The sequence below is a fragment of the Rhizobium sp. 2MFCol3.1 genome, from assembly GCF_000377565.1.
GTDB lineage: Bacteria > Pseudomonadota > Alphaproteobacteria > Rhizobiales > Rhizobiaceae > Rhizobium.
The window spans coordinates 1-20,423 of sequence record NZ_KB898359.1; the positions used below are offsets into that span (position 1 = coordinate 1).

Annotated in this window: 26 protein-coding genes and 3 pseudogenes; 16 read left to right on the top strand and 13 right to left on the bottom strand. The window is 58.7% G+C overall.

Features of this window, described 5'->3' with window-relative positions; all coding sequences use genetic code 11:
• The first annotated feature begins 143 nt into the window (after nt 1-143).
• Entirely contained in the window at nt 144-638 is a 495-nt protein-coding gene (locus D460_RS0114790) for a lipocalin family protein (RefSeq protein ID WP_051110799.1), read from the top strand.
• Nucleotides 639-1,265: 627 nt separating this feature from the next.
• Nucleotides 1,266-1,463: pseudogene (locus tag D460_RS35095) on the top strand (hypothetical protein); the annotation flags it as partial.
• Nucleotides 1,464-1,552: 89 nt separating this feature from the next.
• Here D460_RS35095 and D460_RS0114805 read toward each other — a convergent pair.
• Nucleotides 1,553-2,164 carry a general stress protein gene (locus D460_RS0114805; RefSeq protein WP_018899342.1) on the bottom strand — a complete coding sequence of 204 codons (612 nt, stop codon included), beginning with the start codon at nt 2,162-2,164 and terminating at the stop codon, nt 1,553-1,555.
• 39 nt (nt 2,165-2,203) lie between these two features.
• Nucleotides 2,204-2,521 carry a hypothetical protein gene (locus D460_RS0114810; protein ID WP_018899343.1) on the bottom strand — a complete coding sequence of 106 codons (318 nt, stop codon included), beginning with the start codon at nt 2,519-2,521 and terminating at the stop codon, nt 2,204-2,206.
• Nucleotides 2,522-2,669: 148 nt separating this feature from the next.
• On the opposite strand from D460_RS0114810, the gene D460_RS0114815 reads away from it, so the two are divergent.
• A complete protein-coding gene (locus D460_RS0114815) occupies nt 2,670-3,293 on the top strand; it encodes a hypothetical protein (protein WP_018899344.1) in 624 nt (207 codons plus the stop codon).
• Nucleotides 3,294-3,360: 67 nt separating this feature from the next.
• Here D460_RS0114815 and D460_RS35100 read toward each other — a convergent pair.
• A pseudogene (locus D460_RS35100) lies at nt 3,361-3,612 on the bottom strand (hypothetical protein); the annotation flags it as partial.
• Between the two features lie 108 nt (nt 3,613-3,720).
• Between D460_RS35100 and D460_RS0114820 the strand changes: the two are divergent.
• Complete coding sequence (locus tag D460_RS0114820; protein WP_018899346.1) at nt 3,721-4,050, top strand: HNH endonuclease; 330 nt, start codon at nt 3,721-3,723, stop codon at nt 4,048-4,050.
• 102 nt (nt 4,051-4,152) lie between these two features.
• Here the strand turns inward: D460_RS0114820 and D460_RS0114825 are convergent, their stop codons facing one another.
• Both D460_RS0114825 and D460_RS36750 read right to left on the bottom strand, forming a co-directional pair.
• The gene (locus tag D460_RS0114825; RefSeq protein ID WP_018899347.1) at nt 4,153-4,599 is read right to left on the bottom strand and encodes a GNAT family N-acetyltransferase; all 447 of its coding nucleotides are present in this window, start codon (nt 4,597-4,599) and stop codon (nt 4,153-4,155) included.
• A 142-nt stretch (nt 4,600-4,741) separates the two neighbouring features.
• Nucleotides 4,742-5,065 (bottom strand): annotated as a pseudogene (locus tag D460_RS36750) (mechanosensitive ion channel family protein); the annotation flags it as partial.
• Between D460_RS36750 and D460_RS0114840 the strand changes: the two are divergent.
• Nucleotides 5,043-5,225: a hypothetical protein gene (locus D460_RS0114840; RefSeq protein WP_018899350.1), complete on the top strand. Its 183-nt coding sequence runs from the start codon at nt 5,043-5,045 to the stop codon at nt 5,223-5,225. The pseudogene D460_RS36750 and the gene D460_RS0114840 overlap by 23 nt on opposite strands.
• Before the next feature lie 102 nt (nt 5,226-5,327).
• On the opposite strand, the gene D460_RS0114845 is transcribed toward D460_RS0114840, so the two are convergent.
• Nucleotides 5,328-6,047 (bottom strand): DUF1223 domain-containing protein, encoded by a 720-nt coding sequence (locus D460_RS0114845; RefSeq protein ID WP_018899351.1) that lies wholly within the window; start codon nt 6,045-6,047, stop codon nt 5,328-5,330.
• Nucleotides 6,048-6,291: 244 nt separating this feature from the next.
• On the opposite strand from D460_RS0114845, the gene D460_RS0114850 reads away from it, so the two are divergent.
• The 8 genes from D460_RS0114850 to D460_RS0114885 all read left to right on the top strand — a co-directional run bounded on the left by D460_RS0114850 (nt 6,292) and on the right by D460_RS0114885 (nt 12,951).
• A complete protein-coding gene (locus D460_RS0114850; protein WP_018899352.1) occupies nt 6,292-7,152 on the top strand; it encodes a cytochrome b/b6 domain-containing protein in 861 nt (286 codons plus the stop codon).
• A complete protein-coding gene (locus D460_RS0114855) occupies nt 7,149-7,925 on the top strand; it encodes a molybdopterin-binding protein (RefSeq protein ID WP_018899353.1) in 777 nt (258 codons plus the stop codon). The genes D460_RS0114850 and D460_RS0114855 overlap by 4 nt, the downstream gene beginning before the upstream one ends.
• A 43-nt stretch (nt 7,926-7,968) precedes the next feature.
• A complete protein-coding gene (locus D460_RS0114860) occupies nt 7,969-8,241 on the top strand; it encodes a hypothetical protein (RefSeq protein WP_018899354.1) in 273 nt (90 codons plus the stop codon).
• 481 nt (nt 8,242-8,722) lie between these two features.
• Complete coding sequence (gene nhaA, locus D460_RS0114865; RefSeq protein WP_018899355.1) at nt 8,723-9,910, top strand: Na+/H+ antiporter NhaA; 1,188 nt, start codon at nt 8,723-8,725, stop codon at nt 9,908-9,910.
• Between the two features lie 366 nt (nt 9,911-10,276).
• Nucleotides 10,277-11,632 carry a chloride channel protein gene (locus D460_RS0114870; protein WP_018899356.1) on the top strand — a complete coding sequence of 452 codons (1,356 nt, stop codon included), beginning with the start codon at nt 10,277-10,279 and terminating at the stop codon, nt 11,630-11,632.
• Between the two features lie 12 nt (nt 11,633-11,644).
• Nucleotides 11,645-11,848, top strand: a complete 204-nt coding sequence (locus D460_RS0114875; protein ID WP_018899357.1) for a hypothetical protein — start codon at nt 11,645-11,647, stop codon at nt 11,846-11,848.
• A gap of 59 nt (nt 11,849-11,907) precedes the next feature.
• Nucleotides 11,908-12,294 carry a GFA family protein gene (locus D460_RS0114880; RefSeq protein WP_026283157.1) on the top strand — a complete coding sequence of 129 codons (387 nt, stop codon included), beginning with the start codon at nt 11,908-11,910 and terminating at the stop codon, nt 12,292-12,294.
• 396 nt (nt 12,295-12,690) lie between these two features.
• Nucleotides 12,691-12,951: a hypothetical protein gene (locus D460_RS0114885; RefSeq protein ID WP_081619913.1), complete on the top strand. Its 261-nt coding sequence runs from the start codon at nt 12,691-12,693 to the stop codon at nt 12,949-12,951.
• A gap of 310 nt (nt 12,952-13,261) precedes the next feature.
• On the opposite strand, the gene D460_RS0114890 is transcribed toward D460_RS0114885, so the two are convergent.
• Nucleotides 13,262-14,533, bottom strand: coding sequence for a DUF2254 domain-containing protein (locus D460_RS0114890; protein WP_018899360.1), 1,272 nt, complete (start codon nt 14,531-14,533; stop codon nt 13,262-13,264).
• A gap of 83 nt (nt 14,534-14,616) precedes the next feature.
• Nucleotides 14,617-14,853: a hypothetical protein gene (locus D460_RS33060; protein WP_155947754.1), complete on the bottom strand. Its 237-nt coding sequence runs from the start codon at nt 14,851-14,853 to the stop codon at nt 14,617-14,619.
• 265 nt (nt 14,854-15,118) lie between these two features.
• Here D460_RS33060 and D460_RS0114900 point away from each other — a divergent pair, with 265 nt between their 5' ends.
• Entirely contained in the window at nt 15,119-15,484 is a 366-nt protein-coding gene (locus D460_RS0114900) for a MarR family transcriptional regulator (protein WP_245267752.1), read from the top strand.
• Nucleotides 15,485-15,572: 88 nt separating this feature from the next.
• On the top strand, nt 15,573-15,989 hold the full coding sequence (locus D460_RS0114905; RefSeq protein ID WP_018899363.1) for a hypothetical protein: 417 nt from the start codon (nt 15,573-15,575) through the stop codon (nt 15,987-15,989).
• Between the two features lie 84 nt (nt 15,990-16,073).
• Here the strand turns inward: D460_RS0114905 and D460_RS0114910 are convergent, their stop codons facing one another.
• The 3 genes from D460_RS0114910 to D460_RS0114920 all read right to left on the bottom strand — a co-directional run bounded on the left by D460_RS0114910 (nt 16,074) and on the right by D460_RS0114920 (nt 17,861).
• On the bottom strand, nt 16,074-16,376 hold the full coding sequence (locus tag D460_RS0114910) for a hypothetical protein (protein WP_018899364.1): 303 nt from the start codon (nt 16,374-16,376) through the stop codon (nt 16,074-16,076).
• A gap of 17 nt (nt 16,377-16,393) precedes the next feature.
• Complete coding sequence (locus D460_RS33065; protein ID WP_348625635.1) at nt 16,394-16,822, bottom strand: response regulator; 429 nt, start codon at nt 16,820-16,822, stop codon at nt 16,394-16,396.
• A gap of 535 nt (nt 16,823-17,357) precedes the next feature.
• The gene (locus D460_RS0114920; RefSeq protein ID WP_018899366.1) at nt 17,358-17,861 is read right to left on the bottom strand and encodes an invasion associated locus B family protein; all 504 of its coding nucleotides are present in this window, start codon (nt 17,859-17,861) and stop codon (nt 17,358-17,360) included.
• A 551-nt stretch (nt 17,862-18,412) separates the two neighbouring features.
• Here D460_RS0114920 and D460_RS0114925 point away from each other — a divergent pair.
• Nucleotides 18,413-18,853, top strand: coding sequence for a response regulator (locus tag D460_RS0114925; RefSeq protein ID WP_051110800.1), 441 nt, complete (start codon nt 18,413-18,415; stop codon nt 18,851-18,853).
• Between the two features lie 104 nt (nt 18,854-18,957).
• Here the strand turns inward: D460_RS0114925 and D460_RS0114930 are convergent, their stop codons facing one another.
• On the bottom strand, nt 18,958-19,263 hold the full coding sequence (locus D460_RS0114930) for an antibiotic biosynthesis monooxygenase (RefSeq protein ID WP_026283158.1): 306 nt from the start codon (nt 19,261-19,263) through the stop codon (nt 18,958-18,960).
• 193 nt (nt 19,264-19,456) lie between these two features.
• The gene (locus D460_RS0114935) at nt 19,457-20,371 is read right to left on the bottom strand and encodes an HNH endonuclease (RefSeq protein WP_018899369.1); all 915 of its coding nucleotides are present in this window, start codon (nt 20,369-20,371) and stop codon (nt 19,457-19,459) included.
• Between the last annotated feature and the right edge of the window lie 52 nt (nt 20,372-20,423).

Genomic DNA, 20,423 nt, shown 5'->3' on the forward strand with positions numbered 1-20,423 from the left:
GCCAGCCTGTTGGCCTTTATCGCTCTTCGCTATGCGGGGATATCGCGGACTTGAAGCCCATCCGATCAAACAAAAGCGTGAACAAATGGGAGCTTGGTATGCAGAAAATTTCTCGTTGGTGTTTTGCCGCGGCGGTCGCATGGATGTCTTTATCCAGCCCAGCCCTCTCGGCCTCAGTCGAGCCGCGTCCGATTGCAGTGGGTATGGACCATTATCATGGGACATGGCTCGAGATCGGCCGTCGGCCTATGTGGCTGACTGATGGCTGTGTTGCGGGCTATTCAACCTACAAGCCCGGAAAAATGCCAGGCGCGGTCCAGGTGGAAGACGGTTGTCACGTCGGCACTCCTGGCGGACGGCTGAAGACTGTCAATGGCGATGGAAGGATCGTCGATCTCGGGCACGGCAATGGCAAGATGCGCGTCCGATATCCCTTCTTCATCGTGTTCAACTACTGGGTTCTTTACAAATCCCCCGACAAAACGTGGTTCATTAGTGCCGATCCTGAAATGCGGAACCTCTGGATCTACGCGCGGGCCATCCCATCGAAAGCAAAACTGAAGGTGATGATCCGCAAGGCGAGCGAACTCGGCTATGATGTCAGAAAGCTTGAGTTTCCCGCGCAGTCCGGGCGGTGAGTGGACGAAGGTTACTTCAGCAGGTCGAGCGCCGACGCACTTTCAGAACGTCCCGCTGGAGCGCGGATGACAGTCGATTGTCTGCCCTCCGCGCCTTGAGAGAAGAGGTGACCATCAGCTCGCGCGGAGAATGGCGATATCCCGCAACTTCGTGTCAGCCCCTAAGGGCTTCGTAGGGTCCTCGATAGGTAGCAGTGAGATTGGATCGGCTACAGTTTCCGATGTGGCGGAAACGTGCATGCGTCTATGCGCTATCCATGGCGGTTCATGTCGATAACGACCCACCGGAAAAATGCAAAGGCGCCCGCAGCGAAGTACAGCAACGGGGAGATATCGTCGAGCATCATGCTCATTCTCCTATCGATGATCCGATGCACTCATGATTGGCGTAACTGATTTCAAAGCGGTTAATCACAATACCCTTTTCAAAAGACAATGAATCCGCCGTAAACAGAAGACTCAAGCACCACCGGCGCCATGCCATGCCTCTGAAGAGGCATCGAATATGGCTCTGTTTTGAGCCACATTGAACTCGCTACTTCTCTCGGAAACATGGGCTCGCATCGCCAGATAAACCGTTTGGCAAGGCTCGCCTAATCCGCCTGCGGCAAACCCGCCTGCTTTCGCTCGCCCATCGCGGCCGGTCTGGCCGACCTCGAGGCCCACGGCCAGATGGTTCTCGCCAATCCGGATTTCGTCGCACGGCTGAAGACCGGAAGCCCTCTGAACGAGGCCGACCGTGCGACCTTCTTCGGCGGCACTGAGAAGGGCTATACGGACTATTCTTCGATGGAAGCTGGGAAAGAAGCCACGGATCCCGGTTAAGCATGGGGTCGACTTGTTCTGGCGCATTAGGCATTAGACATGAAAAGAGCCGCTTCACGATGAAGCGGCTCTTGCAATCTACTTAGAACTTAGATCCGGGGATCGGTACGGTAGCGGCCGCGCTCGGCTGCGATCTGATCTGCGGTATACGGATCAGCGGTGTCATCGAAGCGCGTCCAGCCCTCGGCAACGTAGGCGTCACGGCGCCCGCCGAGATTGACGGCGCGCGAGCGATCGAGGATCGACTGTGCGGCCGTGATCTTGTCGCTCTCGACCTTGGCTGCGACGACAGCACCGCCACGACGGATGCCCTCGGCGTAGACGTGAGCATCCCTCTCCGGGACACCGGATTCGATCATCGCACCGACGATACCACCGGCCGCGCCGCCGACGACTGCACCCGCAACCGCACCTGCCGCCGTTGCCGCAAGCCAGCCAGCCGCAACGACTGGGCCGACGCCCGGAATGGCCATCATGCCAAGGCCCGTGAGAAGGCCGCCTGCGCCGCCTGCCACGGCACCGATGCCTGCACCCGTGCCTGCACCTTCGGCGGCATTGTTGCCCTGCCCTTCGACCTCTTCCTTACCGTCCTTGTAGTAGACGATGCTGATTTCGTCGGAGGACACGCCAGCATCTTCCAAGGCCTTAACGGCGGAGCGAGCGTCATCGTAGGAATCGAAAAGTCCTGTTACGGTCTGCATGGTTGTCTCCTCGTGTTTTTTTCGTTGTTGTCGCTTGGATTACTTTGCCATCGTCACGTTGCCCTGGAAGTCCAGAGATACGTTCCCGGCTTTACCATCCTTGGTGCCCATGCCGCGCCAGACGCCCTGGTCGTCGAGCTTCAGGCCGGACACGTCGGTGTAGCCCGCGACTTCGATGCGCGACTTCGCCTGATCCTCGGTGAAGCTGTTCTTGCCAGCTACTGGAGCGCCGGGGTTTTGCTCACCGGAAGTGGAGACGGCCGGCGTGGTCTGCGACGTCTTCGGTGTCTCGCTCTGAGCGAAGGCGGCGGATGCAGAGAGGAGCGCGGCGGCGGCGATAAAAGTGATCTTTTTCATGGTGTTCCTCCAATTTCGGCATCCAGTTTGGAATGCGAAGAGGTAACCTGCGAGAATACATTTAGTTCCGTGCGTGTTCGCGCGTCGGCGGCAAACAAAGAATACCTCTCTCGTTGACCGAGACGGACAACGATCCCATCTATGGAGCATGCCGAAGACCGAAACGATCGACATCGAACTGATCAGGACGTGGACGCTCCCAGCGGCCGCGACCGTGGGATCGTCTGTCCGAGCGAAAGGCATCCTACAGGAGACGCAAGCCCGGCTTCCTACCATTTCCAAGAAGTCGATCACGCTCGAAGGGAGCGAGATCACCCTCGCGATGCCCGCCCGCGACAAGACTGCGTTCAACGCTGCGGCGGGGATCGTCTCAGGTGTGATGGAGGAGGCCGAGACCCTGCCGGTGATCCCGCGCGAGATCCAGGAAATCCTTGAGATCAAGGCGACCGAGCGCCATCGCTGGCTCGCGGACGGGCGTCTTCCCAGCGCCGGTACGAGGACGGTGCGGTTGAACGGCCGTGCCAGGCAGATCACCTTCCATGTCTTCGATCCCAGGATTGTCGAAGACCTCCTCGACCGTGGGGTCGTGGACGAGTGGCGGATCGAGGACGCCGGGGCGAAGGCGGAGAAGCGGGAGAAGGCTGCCTTTCAGAGAAAGCTGGCACGATCGCTCAGGAAGAAGCCAAAGTCCGAGAAAAATGCGGATGTCGACAAGGGCGCGGTAGGGCTTCGTGGTTGGGAAGACTTCGATCGGGATGGATTTCTTCGGTGATCCTCAGCCCTACTAACGGGTTGTTTTGAAAACCGACGCAATGGGACGCCGCCAATATCTCCACGAGCTTCGGCGCATCGCGTGGATCGGGACCACCCCCATGGGCAAACTCATCACCCCTCCCCGTCGGCAGCCTAAACTCGGTGTCGCGATCGGCCAGCCCTGAGAGATCGCCGGATAGATCGAACAGCCGCTGCGCCACCAGGTGCGCCACCTCCCCTTCCTGCTGAATCTAGCCATTGATCGCCATCATCGAGGATCCAAGCACCACACGGCGACGTTTCTCAAACAGCGTCGGCCAGACAACAATGTTGGCCGGCCTGCTGCAGCGTTCGATTGGGAACGCGCTTGGTGTTGTCGCAATGACAGCGATAGTCTATCGAGCCACAGGACCCATTCAAATTGTCGCTAGAAAGATGCTTATTCGATGGCACGAAAAATCAGAGACGATGTTGCTTCGCGGGATGTCGAGGTGGAGCCCGTCATCTGCTCGCTATGCGAGCGAGCGATACCGGACGACCAGATCCAGGAACACCATCTTGTTCCCAAGAGCAAAGGTGGCAAGGTAAAGGTCCCTTTGCACCGAATATGTCATAGCCATATACACGCAACCTTCACGGACGCACAGTTGGCGAAGAAGTTCTCCACGATCGCCGCTATTCTCGACGACCCCACAATCCAGAAGTTTGTAACTTGGGTGAAAACAAAACCACCAGGCTTCCAGGACGAGGCCGAGGAGCGTGGCCGCCGTCGCTGAGAATTGCCCATGAAACTGCGTAGGTCAGCCTCGTTGAGGATCGAGGGAAGATGGGAGAATTTGCAGCCAAGCTTGCGGGCGGCACCCAAGCACCACAAGCAGTCATCTGAATCTAATGATGTGAGTGGCATTTACGCAGTTCGCGCGCGTAAAACCGAGCTTCTCATAGAGAGCAGCAGCTTCTGCCGTATCGGTAAACAGCCGAACACCGGAGAATGATGTTCGCGCTGTGTCCAGCAAATAGCGAGCAATGCTGGAGGCGACCCCTTGTCGGCGGATGGGCTTTAGTACGTATAGGTGGCGCAGGCGAGCAATACTTGGATCATCTACGTAAGGGTCGATGTTCAATCCGCCGACAGCCACCAATCGTGCATTGTGATAAGCACCAATCAGCATCTCTCCTTTTTTGTCGAACCGATTTGCCTTCGACTCCCATTCCTTGACAAGTTTCTCCATAAAACGAAAACCCGCGGTGGAGGCCTCGATCCGAAGAAGCTCGATGTCAGCCGGAAGCTCGAGGACAGGCTTGAGTTCGATTGCTAGGCCCATGACCGTCTCGTCATTGTGATCGCATTTGCTTTTGTATCAGCGGACCTCAATGGCCGCAAAGTGCCTAGCGCTGACGTCGCGGTTCACTTCCTTGAGACCGGATCCCGCGTTCTTGAAGGGGATCGAACGGTCGACAGATAGCTCAATTATCTGAATTTGAAGTCTCAGGCATGGCGGCAGCCTGTCGAACATTCAACGAAACCGCGGCGGCGGCTCCCCCATCCTTCTCGTCGCCGCCGACATTCACCATCGACTGCGCGAACTCGACGTCGTTCGCTCGGAAAGCTTCCTGGATTATCACATGCGCCTTCCTGCGAATTTAGGTCTTCATACCCGGCAAAGTCGTCATGCCGAAGCTCAGCACTGTGCTGTAGTCGCCGAACTCCTCGACGCCCTTCATCTTCAATGGTTGGATGACCATCGGACCGATTTCGGTATCCTCCATGAGTTCCGCGCCGACCTTCTTTCCGAACGGAGAGCGCATAGCCGAAGCCGTGATTTCCATCGACAAGGCCTTGTCCGCCGAGGCCGGAACCGAGATCGCTGTCGAAGCACTTTGCGGAGGCCTGTCCGTCGATATAGACGCCTGGGAATTGTCGAGCGGGGCACTGTGGGTCGCGGCATGAGCGGTCGGATGGAACTGACATTAACATAACGTCTCGTGCGCGTTGCCTCCACCGCTGACATCTGCGGCGGGCGCAGCGCGCAATTGCGGCAAGTCGGTGTCGTCAGTCGGTCATTGCAGCCAGGATCCTGCCACCGTTCGGTTCCTGCACGAGTATGGCGCGCTTGAGATCGCTCTTTGCGGCAGGGATCGGAAGGTTCAATGGCTTGCCACTCCAGGTGCCGAGATGAGTAAGAGCGTGCACGACGTGGGCATGTGGTAAGGTCTCTCCGGCATTTTCGCCTCTGGCGACCGGCACCTCCACCGTGCCGGGTGCATATCGAACCAGCCAGATATCGGCCGAGGCCGACTGCTTCTCGGTTCCGTCGAGCGCGGCCATGTTGTTAGAAAATTTGATCGCAGGCCCCGTGAAGGCCGGCTCAGCGGCTATGGTGCTGCGGATGTCCTTCAGCTCGTAGCCGACGGTCGACCGATGGCCGTTGATGACCATCTGTGGTGTGAACGGGCCGGATTGGCCAAGCGCGGGTTCATATGTGACCTGTCGCGCCGTGAACTCCGGCTTGCCGAAAATGTCCTTCCAGCCGAGATAGTCCCAGTAGGTGACAGAGAAGCTCAACGCCAGCACGTTGGGGTCGTTGCTCAGCTTGACGAGATTGGCATTGGCGGGTGGGCAGGACGAGCAGCCGTGACTGGTGAACAGTTCGACCACCGTGGGCGATCGCTCCGCCGAGGTCGACGCTGCCGAGGCCTGCGTGGTGAAGGCCGCCGCAAAGCCAAGGATCGTCGTGGCGATCGTCAGTGGTGATACGATTGATGTCGTCATTGCGTTTCTCCCAGATGTTCTACCTCTGGATCTGCTTCGCAATTGCTTGGGATTTGTTACAGCCTTCACGGCTTCGTGACCCTGGTGCTCGCCGTAGCGCAAACGTGCGAGATGACCGCATCGCCAGTGGGCGGACCTGCGTTGTTCGTGCCTCCAAAATTAATCTGATCGTTGCTGTAACAAACTCGTCCGGGGCTCCGTATCTGCTTGTGAAGGTCACACAACCGGGACATCGAGAACGATCATGGCGATACTCGACGACTATAGCGACACACCGCCAACCGCACCGACAACCACCTTCATCCGCCGCCACTCGCTGGTGACGCGCATCACGCATTGGATCAACGTTCTTTGTCTCAGCCTGCTCCTCATGAGCGGGCTGCAGATTTTCAACGCACATCCCTCGCTTTATTGGGGGCAATATGGCGCCGATGCCGATCCGTCATGGCTGTCGATTACGGCCGTCAGCGATGACAATGGCACGCGCGGCGTGTTGAACATCGGGAGTTTGCAGGTCAGCACGACAGGTATTCTCGGTGTCTCCGGTTCCGGCGACGATGCGACTGAGCGTGGCTTTCCGGCCTGGGCGACGGTTCCCGGCTATCAGGATCTGGCCACCGGCCGGCGCTGGCATTTCTTCTTTGCCTGGCTGTTTGTCATCAACGGCTCGCTCTATGCGCTTTATGGCTTCGCACGCGGACATTTTCGTCGTGATCTGGCGCCGAGCGCCGAGGAGATATCGCCGCGCCACCTCAAACAAGAGATCGCCGATCACGCTCGGCTGCGCTTTCCCAAGGGTGAAAAAGCGCGCCATTATAATGCGCTGCAAAAGCTCACCTACCTGATCGTCATCTTCGTGATGCTGCCGCTGATGCTGGCGACGGGGCTGACGATGTCGCCTGGTATCGATGCCGGCTATCCGTTCCTGCTCGATCTGTTCGGAGGGCGGCAGTCGGCGCGGTCGATCCACTTCATCTGCGCCTGGTCGATCGTGGTCTTCGTGATTGTCCATGTGGCGATGGTGATCCTGTCGGGCCTCTGGAATAATATGCGTTCGATGATCACCGGTCGCTACGCCATCGAAACAGAGCGAGGCGACCAATGACCTTCTCAATCACACGCCGCCGCCTGCTGATCGGCTCTGCGGCCAGTGTCGGCGTCATAGGCCTTACCGGCTGCGACGACATCGCCCAGAATTCGAACGTCCAGAACGTTCTCGAGATGGCCGAGCGGCTGACAATGCGCGGCCAGCGGCTGCTGGTTTCCAAGGACAAGTTGGCGCGGGAATTTTCCGAAGCGGATATCTCGCCGGTCTTTAAACCCAACGGCTCGACGGCACCCGACAGCGAAGACTATGTGCGGATGACCGAGAACGGCTTTGCCGACTGGCGGCTGAAGATCGACGGACTGGTGGAGCGCCCTGTCGACCTATCGCTTGCCGATCTCAAGAAGCTGCCGCAGCGCACGCAGATCACGCGCCACGACTGCGTCGAGGGTTGGAGCGCCATCGGCAAGTGGATGGGCACGCCGCTCGGGCCATTGCTGCAGAGCGTCGGGCTGAAACCCGGCGCGCGCTATGCGGTGTTCCACTGTGCCGACGAGCTCGAGCAGACGATGGATGGCAGCGGCGTCTACTACGAAAGCATCGATCTCATCGATGCCTTCCACCCGCAGACGATCCTTGCCTATGCGATGAACGGCAAGGATCTGGAAGTTGCGCATGGAGCACCGCTGCGGCTCCGGGTCGAGCGGCACCTTGGTTACAAGCACGCGAAATATCTGATGAGAATCGAGATCAAGGACAGCTTTTCCGGCCTCTGGGGCGGCAAGGGCGGGTTCTGGGAAGATCGCGGCTACGAATGGTACGCCGGGATATAGCCGGTCTGAAACGGGCAATCATGCCCACTTGGAGGAGAAGACTATGTTGAAAATCAACCTCGCAGCCATCGCTTTGGCAGCAGTATCGTCGATGCCGGTGTTCGCGGCGGAAACGATGACGATGGCCAAGTGCGACGATGCATCGATGATGAAGATGCAGGCCCAGGTCGATGGCATGAAGGATCCGATGATGAAGGAAAAGAAGGAAATGGCGTCCAAGGAAATGGTGATGGCCCATGATTCCATGAAGGCCAAGAAGATGGACGACTGCAAGATGCACATGGATAACGCGATGAAGAGCATGGGCAAGATGTGACGTTTTAAAAACGAGACAGGCGACCGATCGGGCCGCCTGTTTTGCCCGACTGATCGCCGACAGCTCACCCTGGTGCAGTTCGCGGCCAGAAGCGCCCGCGTCGCGGGATGGTTCGACCTCTTAGCCGCCTTCGAACAGGATCCCTACACGGGTGGCGGAGCGATGGTGGGGCCGACGGAAAAGACCAGGTATAGCAATCCTGCGATCGCGATTGCAGTGACGAAAAGGACGATTATTTCTGAGGGACGCATTGGCGAACTTCTATGGGATGAGACGTATGCGCGGCCCGGTTCAGGCTGCTATCGAACAGATACGACGTTTCACGCTACCTCAAGCCTTTGTCAGACCGGGCGGCACCTGCCGATTTTCCTAGGCAAATCGATCTCCATTCCTTAGTGATGAGACCGGCGTGTGCTGCGTGCGCCGGGGTTTCCCCTGATTGACGGAGACTGAGATCAACCTTCGTCGAGGGAGCAAACCCGTGTCAAAAAAAATCCAAGGCCGCATCAAGTCCACCCTTCGTCACTTTCTAGATAGCGAGGCGTCGGGCGGCCTGATCCTCATGGCTGTAGCCGCGCTGGCGATCGTCGTTGCAAACTCTCCCGTCGCCGACTTTTATTTTCACGCCCTGCATGTCTACCTGGGCCCGCTCAATCTGCGGCACTGGATCAATGATGCCCTGATGAGCGTATTCTTCCTGCTGGTCGGCCTAGAGATCAAGCGCGAGATGCTGGACGGACAACTATCGAGCTGGAGCCGACGGATCCTTCCGGGCGCCGCCGCGACGGGCGGAATGGCGCTGCCCGCCCTGATCTACATCGGCTTAAATCTGTCCGACCCAGCGACCTTGCGGGGATGGGCGATTCCAACCGCGACCGACATAGCTTTCGCTCTCGGCGTCCTCTCCCTTCTCGGCGACAGGGTGCCTGCCTCCTTGAAGATCTTCCTGGCGGCGCTGGCCATCATCGACGATCTCGGCGCGGTGGTCGTCATCGCCATTTTCTACACTGCAAACATCAACTTCCTTGCATTTGCCGTCGCAGCCGTCTTGATCGGGAACCTGATGATCCTGAACCGGTCCGGCGTGAAGAACATCTGGGCCTATCTCGGGCTCGGGGTTCTTCTGTGGATAGCCGTCTTCCTGTCCGGGATTCACGCCACGCTCGCGGGCGTCGTCCTGGCGCTTGCCATTCCGTTGAAAGTCACCCCCGGCGCGCCCGAAGCTTCGCACGAGGACTCTCCGCTCCACAAACTGGAGCACGCACTCCAGAAGCCGGTGGCTTTCTTCATCGTTCCGGTTTTCGGTTTTGCCAATGCCGGCGTCTCCTTCGCGGGCGCGTCGGCAAGCGTGCTGGCGGAGCCAGTGACCATTGGCGTTGCTGCCGGCCTGTTCTTCGGGAAGCTTGCGGGTGTGCTTGGAACGGTCGCGCTTCTGGTCAAGTCCGGGTTGGCGCACCTACCTGCGCGAGCCACCTGGCCTCAGATGACGGGCGTATCGCTGCTCTGCGGCATTGGCTTCACGATGAGCCTGTTCATCGGACTGCTGGCCTTCCCGGATGCGTCATCTCAGGATCATGTGAAGATCGGGATCCTTGCGGGCTCGCTCGCCTCGGGCGTGGCCGGGGCCGCCGTTCTGGTGGCGTCGGCCCGGAGAAGACCACTGGCGTAGACCCGCAGACGTCACAAGGTTCGATCGGCGTCACGTCCGGGACGCGAGCAGTTCTTTTAGTTTGCTCCTATCGGTCACGCCGATCTGAAGCCACTTCAGCAACTCGCGCGCGACGTCCCGCCCTTCCTCGCTGCCGGATCGATCGCCTTCGTCAGGCAGTAGTTCTTCACCAGGGTCTACATCATCGAAACGACGTCTGGCCCAAGGGATGGCGATCCCCCTTCGAATGCGCTGACCATAGCGTCCTCCGTGGTCCGGGACGCGCGATCCTAGCCAGATCCTGCGCCTTTTCAATTGTTGGGGGGTGATTTTCAGGCACCTTTGGCGTTAGAAGGCTTCATAACCTGCGCACGTATCGAGTCCGTCATGCCAAGCCGTTACCGCTATTCCAAGCTCTTTCGCCGCTCCCGCGTGATCTGGGGTTCGTTTTCGCTCTGGAAACCACGGCTGGTATTCTGGTGTGGGGCGCTCGCGATCGGCGTGATCAGCGTCGGGTTCGCCAAGCTCGCTGATCTGGCGCAACATGCATTCGAAACCCTCACCTCCGCAGGTGAATGGACATTTCTCCTGCCCCTGGTGCTGACGCCCGCCGGCTTCATCCTATCAGCCTATCTCGCCGCAACCCTGTTTCCAAACTCGGGCGGCAGCGGCATTCCGCAGGCGATTGCCGCCCGGCACTTGCACGATACCGAAGACCGAACGCGGCTGCTATCGCTGAAAATCGCCTTCGGCAAGATTGTGCTGACGGTGCTCGGATTGTTTTCCGGCGCCTCGATCGGCCGCGAGGGGCCGACGGTGCAGGTCGGCGCGTCGATCATGCTGGCGGTCGCCCGCTTCGGCGGCATGGCGCAGGCGCGCGGACTGATCCTTGCCGGTTCTGCAGCCGGTATCGCCGCCGCCTTCAACACGCCGCTCGCCGGTATCGTCTTTGCCATCGAAGAGATGAGCCGGACCTATGAATCGCGAGCTAACGGGCTAGTGCTGACCGCTGTCATCCTGTCTGGTCTGGCAGCACTCGGGCTTTCCGGCAGCTACAATTATTTCGGCATGGCGTCTGCTGCGCCGACCGAGCTTCGCGACTGGGGACTTGTGCTGATCTGCGGCGTTGGCGGCGGTGCTCTTGGGGCGGCCTTCAGCGGCTTTGCGCTGCATTTCGGCCAGAAGATTCGCCGGTGGGCGCAACCGCATCCGCTGAAACGGATGTTAGCGCTCGCAGGCGTCTGCGGACTGGCAATCGCCGTGATTGGCATCGCATCCGGCGGCACGACCTTCGGCACCGGTTACGACCAGGCGCGCGGTGCGGTCGAAGGCAACGCTCTTCCGCTGCTGTTCTTTGTCGAGAAGCTTGCAGCCAGCTTCCTGTCGATGCTGTCAGGCATCCCAGGCGGCATATTCGCGCCGTCTCTTGCGGTCGGCGCCGGGTTCGGCAGCACCGTCGGCTCTCTGCTCGGCACCAGCATCGCCCTTGCGGCGATCCTCGGCATGGCTGGGTACTTCGCTGGTGTGGTGCAGGCGCCGATGACGGCCTTCGTAATCATCCTGGAAATGACCGGCGACCACCAGGCCGTCATCCCGATCATGGCGGTCTCGATGATCGGCTATGTCACCTCGCGTGTACTCTCGCGCGAGCCGCTCTATCATGGCCTGTCACGCGTTTTTGTCGCGGCGGCGATCCGGGCGCGGCGTGCCGCGGATAAAGAACCGGAACCAACTCGAACCTGACACAGACAGCCCATGATGATGCGGGACTATTCCACTGACCGGTATTCTACTCGCCGCGAACATGACGGCTCCTGGACGATCTTCGATCTGTTCACCGGGTTTGCGGCGGACTACCACGGACGTCCGACGACACTGATGGACGAGGACGGATCGAAGTCCCTTTGCATCGTCATGAATGCACTCGACAAGCACCGGCGGCGACAGACCTCGAAATAGCGTTCGCAATGCCTTCGGGAGCGACGCAGGCTCATATGGAGGAGCGCACCATGGAGACAGTGAAACGAGAAGCCAGTTGTTCCTGCGGCCAGCTTTCGATCACGGCCGAGGGAGACCCAGTTAAGGTCTCCGTTTGCCACTGCCGGGCATGCCAGCGCCGCACGGGCAGCGCATTTGGAGTGGCGGTCTTCTTCGATCGGAAAAAGGTGGCGGTTTCCGGAGCCTCGAACAGTTACATAAGGTCGGGTGACAGCGGGAGATCGATCGAATTTAGGTTCTGTCCGGACTGCGGGTCGACGGTCTATTGGATGCCGGAATTCCGGGAGAATCTCCTCGCGGTCGCCTTGGGATGCTTTGAAGAGCCGTCGTGCTTGGTTCCGACGCAATGTGTCTACGAGGAAAGTCGAATGCGATGGGTGGCCTTCGAGCTGCCCAGCGGAGACTGACATTCCAAAGAGTTCTTGATTGCCGCCCAGCTCCGCTTGACCACGCAGCGCGGGCCGCTCGCGGTATTGTCATTTTCCTCAGGTCAAGAAATGATTAATATCATGGTATGATATTCTCAGCCACCGCGGTAGCCCTGAAGCTCATCGGGTTCGTAAGACCTGCCTTCCGTCGGCCTCCAGACGCCCCGATCGACGCCTATGAGCTTGTGGCTGTGAGCATTCTTCTTGACGAGTGGTGCAGGCGTTGGTCAGTCAACCAAGGCGATCCGAAGGCCTATGCCACAATTGCTAGGATCGTCAGGCTCCGAGGGGCTGGACGAACCATTGAGGAGGTGCGGTCCGAGGTTCTCTCGGAAGGCTCGACAGACGCCGAAAACATGGGAAATGGGGAAACAGATGCAGAAATTCGACCTGGTGGATAATGAAACCGCCTTGAGCTATCCAGGGCACGTAATCATTGTTGCTGGCGACAAAGCCGGGATCACTGGCGAACTGGCGCTCAGAGGCCAATCTCATCCAAGCCAAGCGGAGCCACTCGAAGTGGCTATCCACCAAGCCTTGCTGGTAAAGCAGAGAGACGCATTGCCAATTGCGGTGAAGGACGATCTCGGGCTTTGGCCAGCGAGGCTCGGAGAACTTGTTCCCTGGACCCCTTAAACGAGGCTACAGGAGGTGACGGCGATCAAAGCGGGCAAGTCCGCAAGACACCCGTCAGTCAGTCAACCATCGCAGAGGACGACGCGTTAATCTTTATGACGCCAACCCGACGCGGGTCCCTGTCCGCAGCGTGGCGAGATCGTCTTCCGATCAATAGCAGACCTTGTTGAGTGGAGCGCGGCAGTACAAGCATTTCGCGGACGTGGTCTTCAGACTCTACTGCCTAGTAGCGCAACCACTGAAGTTCCCCATTGAGAGTGCGTGGTCCCTCCTCGCTCTCCAGTCTTATCAAATCTCCTCGCTCTACCACTCAACTTAGCTTGTGGTCAGCTGTGATGGCGGCGGCAGCGGCCTGCAGTCTCTCCATGTCGGCCTCGATCCGCAATACCGCGGCCGCACGATCGAGTGCCTCCTTCGAATGTCGCACGGCGTTCGCGTGGAACTCCTCGCTGAGTTTCGATAGCATTGCGAGGGTCTTTTGAAGTCGGAGTCCGACTTCGACAAGGCCCGCGCCGTCGCGGGCGATTGGGGTGAACAGGTCGTCAAACAGGTCGGCGGCCGAAAGCGTCGCAACATGGAGCCGGGGATAGAGGATCTCGTCAGGTGCCTCGCTGTTCGCGTCATGCCACGCGCATAGGATCCGCATCGCGCGCGAGATGACGTCAATGGCGGTTCCCGGATCGTTGACGGCAGGAGACAAAGCGCGCGACGCGATCTCAGTCAATACCGACGCTCCGAACCGCGGGTCTTGATCGAAGGAGCGGACGTCGCCGATCGAAAAGCAGGCACCGGCCCGATCCAGAACATCCTCGCCGACGGCTCCTCGCAGCCATCCAAGCGGCTGGACGGGCGAGGCCAGCTTGCCAGGTATCGCCACGATGACCAGCTCGCACTTGCTCTCGTCGGCGATCTTTGCGAGCGCCTCTGCATCCACGTGCTGCACGTAGCCGATCTCGTCTGCGAAAAACGGTGTGTCGTCGGTCCGTGGCTCACGACTATCTCGTTCGAGCGCCCTTCCACCGAGGTTCGGGGATTTCCGCCAGGCCTTGACGGCGTCGAGCGTCGCCTCCTCCACACGGCGGGTCGTCTCTGTCACCCGGCCCAGCCTGGACAGGTGGTCGATCCATCTCAACAGAGTCACCACGATGAGCACGATGACGGCGATCGTAACAACGAAGAGCACCAGCCGGCCCTGCTCGCCATAAGCGCCGGTCGTCAGCGCGATAATGCCGACAAGGCTGAACAGGAACGAGCCGACGAAGGTCGCCAGCACGTTCTGTGTCGTGCTGTCCTCCATGACGAGCCGGGTTGCGCGAGGCGTGACGTTGGTTGTCGCTGCGGAATAGGCCGAGACCATCGTACTCAGGGAGAAAGTCGTGACGGTGAGCATGCTCGAGGCGATGATGCCAAGGATGTTGTCGACAGAATCCGCGCCAATCTTCGTCGACAGGTCCGCCGGAATATAGGGTGTGACGACGATCGCCAGGAGGGCGGTTGCAACTGCCGCGAGGGAGAACAGCGTCGCCCTGAACCAGATCCGCCGCGCCAGAACCGATATCGACCAAATCAAGCGCGAGCTCATGGTGTCCCCTTCTTCTAGACAAGGTCAAATAGCTTCAGGGCATGGAAAGGCAATCGCGCGAACGCTTCGGGTCTGAAATCGAGCTAGAAAGAATCGCCTCGGCGGCTCGGCGTCCTGCGGCGGTTCTTGTCCAACGCGTTTACGACCGCGCAAAGGCTATCGGCGACGCCCTGCTCCAGTCCGTCGAGAAACCGTCCGTCGTAATCCGCTGGCCAGCCGGTGAAGATGTCGAACACCGTCCGCGTGCCATCCCCTTCGAGACGTACGCCGAAACGATTGGTCTCATATGGCTGCGTTGCGGGCCTGCGATTACCAAACACGATGTAATTTTCTCGCTGCGTCACGAAATAGGCACAGTCTTTTTGCCAGCATCAGGAGAATATGGTCCGCGAGTGATCAGCCGACGCCGGTGCTTTTGCACCGTCTCCCGCATCGGCCGCACTCGCGAACCGTTCTCCTAGCGTGGTTCGTTATTTATATCACATCATGATATTTTGGAAGGACTAAAGAATGCCTCGATCGGGACGCCGGAATTCCGGCCTGGCTGACGAAGTCTTTGATGGCCTCGCAGGATTCCGGCTCGCGATGCGGCGATTCCTGTCGTTCAGTGAGGCGGCGCTCGCCGAGGCTGGCGTGACCTCTCATCAATATCAGGTTCTTCTCGTCGTCCGGACGGCGCCCGGCCGGCAGATCAAGGTTCGCGATCTCGCGGAACAGATGCTGATGCACCACCACGGCGCGGTCCAGCTCGTTGACCGCATGTGTTCGGCAGGTCTTGCGGAGCGCATCCCTGCGGAAGACGACAAGCGAAGCGTGCTGATCGGCATGACGGCGAAGGGCGAGACCATTCTTGGAGCTCTGGCGAAAATCCATGTCGAAGGCATGCTCGAGAACGAGCCACTATTGGCGGAATCCCTCTCGCGACTGCGACAGGTGACTGAGCTCGCTTGACCGGCGTCACTATTTTTTGATCATAGCGTCCTTGACCTCTCAACCTGATTTTGTATCATGTCATGATATAAACCAGAGGAGAACAGCTATGCAAAACGGCGAAAGTGGCTGGTCGGCATACCGGCCTTCCAAGACACTTTGGGGTTGGTCGATTGTTGGCGCCTCCGCCTTGACGATGGTGCTCGGCTTCACCTGGGGCGGCTGGACGACATCAGGCAGGGCTAACGTCATGACCGAGATTGCCGTCCGCGACGCGAAAGCTGATCTGGTCGCAAGCATCTGCGTCCATAACTTCGTGAGCGCGAGCGATGCACAGGAAAACCTGAAGGCCCTGCAGGCGAAGTCCTCGTGGCAGCGCGACGATTTCATCACCGAAGGCGGCTGGGCGACGGTCGCGGGCATCGACGGAACCGTCACAAATGCGGCCGACACCTGCGCTGACCAGCTCGTCAAGATGAAGGAACTGCCGCGATCGGGAGGAGATGCGCCAGTAACCGACAGTTAGGCTTCGACCAGGCGTGATGAGATACCTGGTTGGCGCGAGGCCCGTCCGAAATGATTTCGGGCGGGCCATTTCTTTGAAACAGCCTTAGCTCTCGGCGCCTCTGGCCTCCTGCAGCACCAGCAGTATCTCCTTTGTCATGAGATGTGCCGCCATCAGAACTGCGGGAGACAATGGCCTTCCATCGCGGGCGTCGCGGCAGATCTTGAGGAGACCGACGAGCTCGACCGGGTTTTCGATGAAACCGTCCAGCGCCTCCTCGACGTCCCTGGCGAAGCGAGATCCTGCGTCGCAGGCGACCTCGCCGTCCTGATTCAGCACTCCCCGCTCGATCAGAATGGTTTCCAGCCGTCCCACCCACAGACCAAGTTCGGCCCGTCTTTCGATCATGGTGTCGCCCCCGTCGTTTACGCGAAGACACGCATTCCTTCCGGAGGCGAGCCGCGCCCTCCCTCGCGGATTGTCCTCACGTATTCGAGGACGCTGCCGATCAGTTTCGGCTGCGCGGGTTTCGATATCAGACCGATCACTTTCGACAGATCGGCAACGATCATTTCGGGATTGGCGGTGACCATGACCACCGCGACGCCAAAGTCGTTCGCGAGATACTGCGCAATCCTCGGCCCGGTGGCCCCGTCGCGAAGGTTTACGTCAACCAAGGCAATGGTTGCGAACGGGGCGAGCCGCTGCGCGCTCTCGAAACTATCGGCAATGCCCACGACGTCGTAGCCGGAACTGGCAACGATATCTTGAACATCTGTCGCGATCAGTGCGTCATCCTCCACGATTGGAACCCGTTCCACAACCATCCCCCTCCCAAGTCGTTCATCCTGCATTCAGGATTGACATTATGGACTAAGAGCGCCATCCTTTCGGCTGTATTTGCGAGCTATGTCGCAGTCATGTTCGCCATCGCATCGATCCCCGGCGAGCCCCCCTCCGAAGTGTCCGAAGCTGCAGCTATCCAGACCTCGAACTAACCGAATCTGGGGCGTCGCGATCTACGTCGTCCTTCATATCTGATCGCCGTTTTGATCATCACATGATATATTCTACAGCGCTTGGAATCGCAGGGCGTCGGGTCCATTACTCCTTGGAAGGAGTTTTGATCATGCAGCGTTCCCAACACGAAAGCACACCTTACCGATCGGTGAACGAAACCGAGACCGAACCCAGATACGATGTTGGAGGCCTGCGGCGACGCTACGGCATCAGCCGACACGAAGCGGAGCGCCTTCTGCAGAGGTTTGGGAATTCGACGCACGAACTGGACTTGCTGCTTTCGGGCAAGGGGCGAACCCCGTCGCACCGTCTTCGAGAACTCGCGACGCCCGATAACAAAGCGGCGTTCGGAATCGGGTGAGCGCCGCTTCACTTGCAGCGAGCGACTCGCTCCAAAGCTGCCGTTACCCCTGACAGCGAATAGTCGTAGCTGGTACGCGTTCCTCTCGCCGACGTCGCCTGTAAGGTCATCCGGCTTCCGGATCGAAGCGCATTGATGAATTCAGGTTCCCGCACCGCCTCCGCGACCCAAGCGGTATTTCCCTTTACGAACATCTTGAACTTCTTCTCGCCAACTGAAACATGCACCAGCGAGCCGGCCTGCACTGTGTAGCCGAGGACCGCCTCTGGCTCGTTGCCGCCGCCATTTGCCGCTGGAGCAATCAGAAAGTAGTTCTTCCCGTGATCGACGTCAGAAGGTCTGGATTGTTTGGGAGCCGACAGCGCGTAGCACACGAGCTTTCCGTCTCTTTTGAAGGAGTAGACGCCCCAGTCGCCAGCCCGGTAGACCATTCTGGCCGCAGCGTGGGCGGTGAAGGGAATCGATAAAGCGACCAGGAGACCGACAAGCTTCTTATTGTTTTCCTTCTTCAACTCGGATCAAGGTTCACGACGCACCGTGGAAGGTGAACTGCCCGCCCGCTTTCCGCGCAGAAACCTGACCCGTTCGGAGGTGACGCTTCCATTCACGACAACACCTTCCCAGACCCTGTTCCCAAGCTGGCAGGTGACCAGGAGCCCGTCGCTCGCGGTCGCGGAGGTCGTGGATACCGAAATGAGGTTCTGCAGACGGTAGCGCTGGAATTCTTTGATCGACAGACCCAGGCGGTCCGCAAGGACCTGGTCGCTCGGCAGGCATCGAGGATTGATTTGATTTGACACGATGAGGTCGAGCTCCGATCACAACAATATCATGCCGTGATATAGATCATGGTGTCCTGGCAGTTCAACCTTTTTATGGAAGGAGACGCTCGATAGAACCCCTATCACCCGATAGGGCTAGGTTTCGGGCATATTTCACGCATACGGCGAGGATGGACAAATCATCGCAATGCTCTATGTGTCAATTATCGTCAGCAAACGAATCCGTAGGCGTTGGCGGCTGAGGGCTGAAAGCTCCCGCCTGCCAAATGCAGGACGTGCTCATGGCCGATGATTCCGCCGGGACATCTGAGAAAATCATCCGCGGAGACGGTAGCAAGCTGCTCGTTCTTATCGCTGAAGATGAATTTCTAATTCAAGCAACTCTTGAAGATGTCTTGACGGAAGCTGGCTTCGAGCACCTCGCCGTTTCGAACGCGGACGATGCGATCCGTGCTTTGGAAGAGGATTCGGCTCGCTTTTGCGCCCTGATAACCGACGTAAGGATGCCAGGAGAAACAGACGGTTGGGATTTGGCTCGCCGGGCGCGTGAAATGCAGCCGCTCATGCCAGTGATCTATATGACCGGGGACAGCGCAAAGGAATGGGCAGCTCAAGGCGTTCCCAATAGCGTTCTGCTTCAGAAGCCCTTCGTCCATGCCCAGCTTGTCACAGCATTGACCACTCTTCTCAACGACGCTGCCGCGAGCAGCATCGGGCAATAGCGCTTCAGACTGAGTTGAAGGGGATCGGCTAGGGCGCTCAATCTTTCTGCCTTCTCCGGCGAAGAAAAGAGCCGCCACGAATGACCACGACAACAGCCCGACACTTACGACCGCTTATCGGCGATAATGGATAACTTGTGGATCTGTGGTGGCTTGGCGAATAAGTCGCCTTCGGCGGCCTTCGCCATCAAAGCCGCAGCGATCTGGCCATTTAGGTGGGCATCCCTTCCGTCCTCAACGTCGAACGTATCGAAGATTGCGAACGAGCTTGGGCCCTCCTGTATCGCATACCAGGATATCGTGCTCGGCTCCGCGTTGACGAGAGGTATGGCTGATCTCAAGAAATCGGCGACCTCCTGTTCCTTGCCGGGTTTTGCTTCAAGCGGAACGTAAAGTGCGAATTTGGTTATGACCATCTCCACGGGCACCTGATCGTGCCGCAACCTACTATACCACGTTCAGCCGCCGGATGTTTCGCGATCGGGCAAATAAAGAAGTCCATAGGAAAGCTCGGCTTGATCTAGGATGGTGAACCCTTCGGAAGGGGTTGGAAAATGAAGGTCGCGGATCAGCGTTCTTGAAATGATCTGAATTAACGACATGCTATTGTTTGAACGTATTTTCACGATGCCATTGTAGAAACTGTGGATGCGGGCGCGCGTGAGTACCAACCGGCACGATCACTCTTCCGGTCTTGTTGATCAGACCTTGGATGCTGTCGCGGTCATTGGCGTGACGAGAAACCAGAACCTCAAGATCATCCGATAAGCCGATAAGGCCGCGATCGAACATCCAATGAGCGGTGCCAGAAAGCGCGATGCCGTTCGATAGAATGTCAGGGCCGTTCGCTTCAACGGGGCGGATGTGGGCCGCATCGACCTCCGCCCGACCACCCCCATTGATCAGCTTCAATCCTGTTATCGCGCATCGTTTGTCGTAGGCCTGCAAGATCAATCGGCGAAACAGCCGATCGCGAACGATACGCGACGAAAGCTGTGTGACCCGCACCCGTTCCTCTTCGAATAATATAAAAGGAGCTTGAATGCCGTCCGAGAAGCCGGCTCCTGTTGGCATATCTGTCGCCTCGCCCGATCGCGGAAGCTCTGGCTGACACTCGGCCAGACCAATCGACAGAATTCGATTGAAGTCTACCGCTGAGATCGGCCGCACGGCTGCTTGCGCCCTTCCCGAAATCCGTCCCGCATCGTTGAGCACCCCGCGCTCGATCACACCCTCTGGCCCGCTGAATGGAACAGCGTTGACGAAATCAAAGTAGCTGCCGGGTTCAATCAGAGCCAGATACATTCCCGTAGCTTTGGCATCCGGGATGACCTGCGCTACTTTGGCCACCGCAAAATATCCTCGCGTCGCCGCCACCTTTCGGGGCTCGTAATAGATGATCCAGTCTCCGAGGCAGGCCTGGACACGTCCGAGATACTGGCTCGGAAACTGATATTGCGCAGCCGGGCTGTCGTCGTAGATCGAATCTGTGCGGTGAATGAAAACCCCGAATCCCATACTCAATCTCTACCATGGTGACTGCGATTCAAACCAGGGAGATCGGCCATTA

What these genes read in the sequence shown, in the direction of transcription:
- D460_RS0114860 (WP_018899354.1), top strand. Translation starts at nt 7,969, where the DNA reads ATGTTGAAAATCAACCTCGCAGCCATCGCTTTGGCAGCAGTATCGTCG.
- D460_RS0114820 (WP_018899346.1), top strand. Translation starts at nt 3,721, where the DNA reads ATGGCACGAAAAATCAGAGACGATGTTGCTTCGCGGGATGTCGAGGTG.
- D460_RS0114935 (WP_018899369.1), bottom strand. Translation starts at nt 20,371, where the DNA reads ATGGGATTCGGGGTTTTCATTCACCGCACAGATTCGATCTACGACGAC.
- D460_RS0114825 (WP_018899347.1), bottom strand. Translation starts at nt 4,599, where the DNA reads ATGGGCCTAGCAATCGAACTCAAGCCTGTCCTCGAGCTTCCGGCTGAC.
- D460_RS0114900 (WP_245267752.1), top strand. Translation starts at nt 15,119, where the DNA reads ATGCGGCGATTCCTGTCGTTCAGTGAGGCGGCGCTCGCCGAGGCTGGC.
- D460_RS0114850 (WP_018899352.1), top strand. Translation starts at nt 6,292, where the DNA reads ATGGCGATACTCGACGACTATAGCGACACACCGCCAACCGCACCGACA.
- D460_RS0114870 (WP_018899356.1), top strand. Translation starts at nt 10,277, where the DNA reads ATGCCAAGCCGTTACCGCTATTCCAAGCTCTTTCGCCGCTCCCGCGTG.
- D460_RS0114840 (WP_018899350.1), top strand. Translation starts at nt 5,043, where the DNA reads ATGAGTTCCGCGCCGACCTTCTTTCCGAACGGAGAGCGCATAGCCGAA.
- D460_RS0114805 (WP_018899342.1), bottom strand. Translation starts at nt 2,164, where the DNA reads ATGCAGACCGTAACAGGACTTTTCGATTCCTACGATGACGCTCGCTCC.
- D460_RS0114910 (WP_018899364.1), bottom strand. Translation starts at nt 16,376, where the DNA reads ATGATCGAAAGACGGGCCGAACTTGGTCTGTGGGTGGGACGGCTGGAA.
- D460_RS0114905 (WP_018899363.1), top strand. Translation starts at nt 15,573, where the DNA reads ATGCAAAACGGCGAAAGTGGCTGGTCGGCATACCGGCCTTCCAAGACA.
- D460_RS0114885 (WP_081619913.1), top strand. Translation starts at nt 12,691, where the DNA reads ATGCAGAAATTCGACCTGGTGGATAATGAAACCGCCTTGAGCTATCCA.
- D460_RS33065 (WP_348625635.1), bottom strand. Translation starts at nt 16,822, where the DNA reads ATGCAGGATGAACGACTTGGGAGGGGGATGGTTGTGGAACGGGTTCCA.
- D460_RS0114845 (WP_018899351.1), bottom strand. Translation starts at nt 6,047, where the DNA reads ATGACGACATCAATCGTATCACCACTGACGATCGCCACGACGATCCTT.
- D460_RS0114875 (WP_018899357.1), top strand. Translation starts at nt 11,645, where the DNA reads ATGATGATGCGGGACTATTCCACTGACCGGTATTCTACTCGCCGCGAA.
- D460_RS0114855 (WP_018899353.1), top strand. Translation starts at nt 7,149, where the DNA reads ATGACCTTCTCAATCACACGCCGCCGCCTGCTGATCGGCTCTGCGGCC.
- D460_RS0114890 (WP_018899360.1), bottom strand. Translation starts at nt 14,533, where the DNA reads ATGAGCTCGCGCTTGATTTGGTCGATATCGGTTCTGGCGCGGCGGATC.
- D460_RS0114925 (WP_051110800.1), top strand. Translation starts at nt 18,413, where the DNA reads ATGGCCGATGATTCCGCCGGGACATCTGAGAAAATCATCCGCGGAGAC.
- D460_RS0114790 (WP_051110799.1), top strand. Translation starts at nt 144, where the DNA reads ATGTCTTTATCCAGCCCAGCCCTCTCGGCCTCAGTCGAGCCGCGTCCG.
- D460_RS0114810 (WP_018899343.1), bottom strand. Translation starts at nt 2,521, where the DNA reads ATGAAAAAGATCACTTTTATCGCCGCCGCCGCGCTCCTCTCTGCATCC.
- D460_RS0114815 (WP_018899344.1), top strand. Translation starts at nt 2,670, where the DNA reads ATGCCGAAGACCGAAACGATCGACATCGAACTGATCAGGACGTGGACG.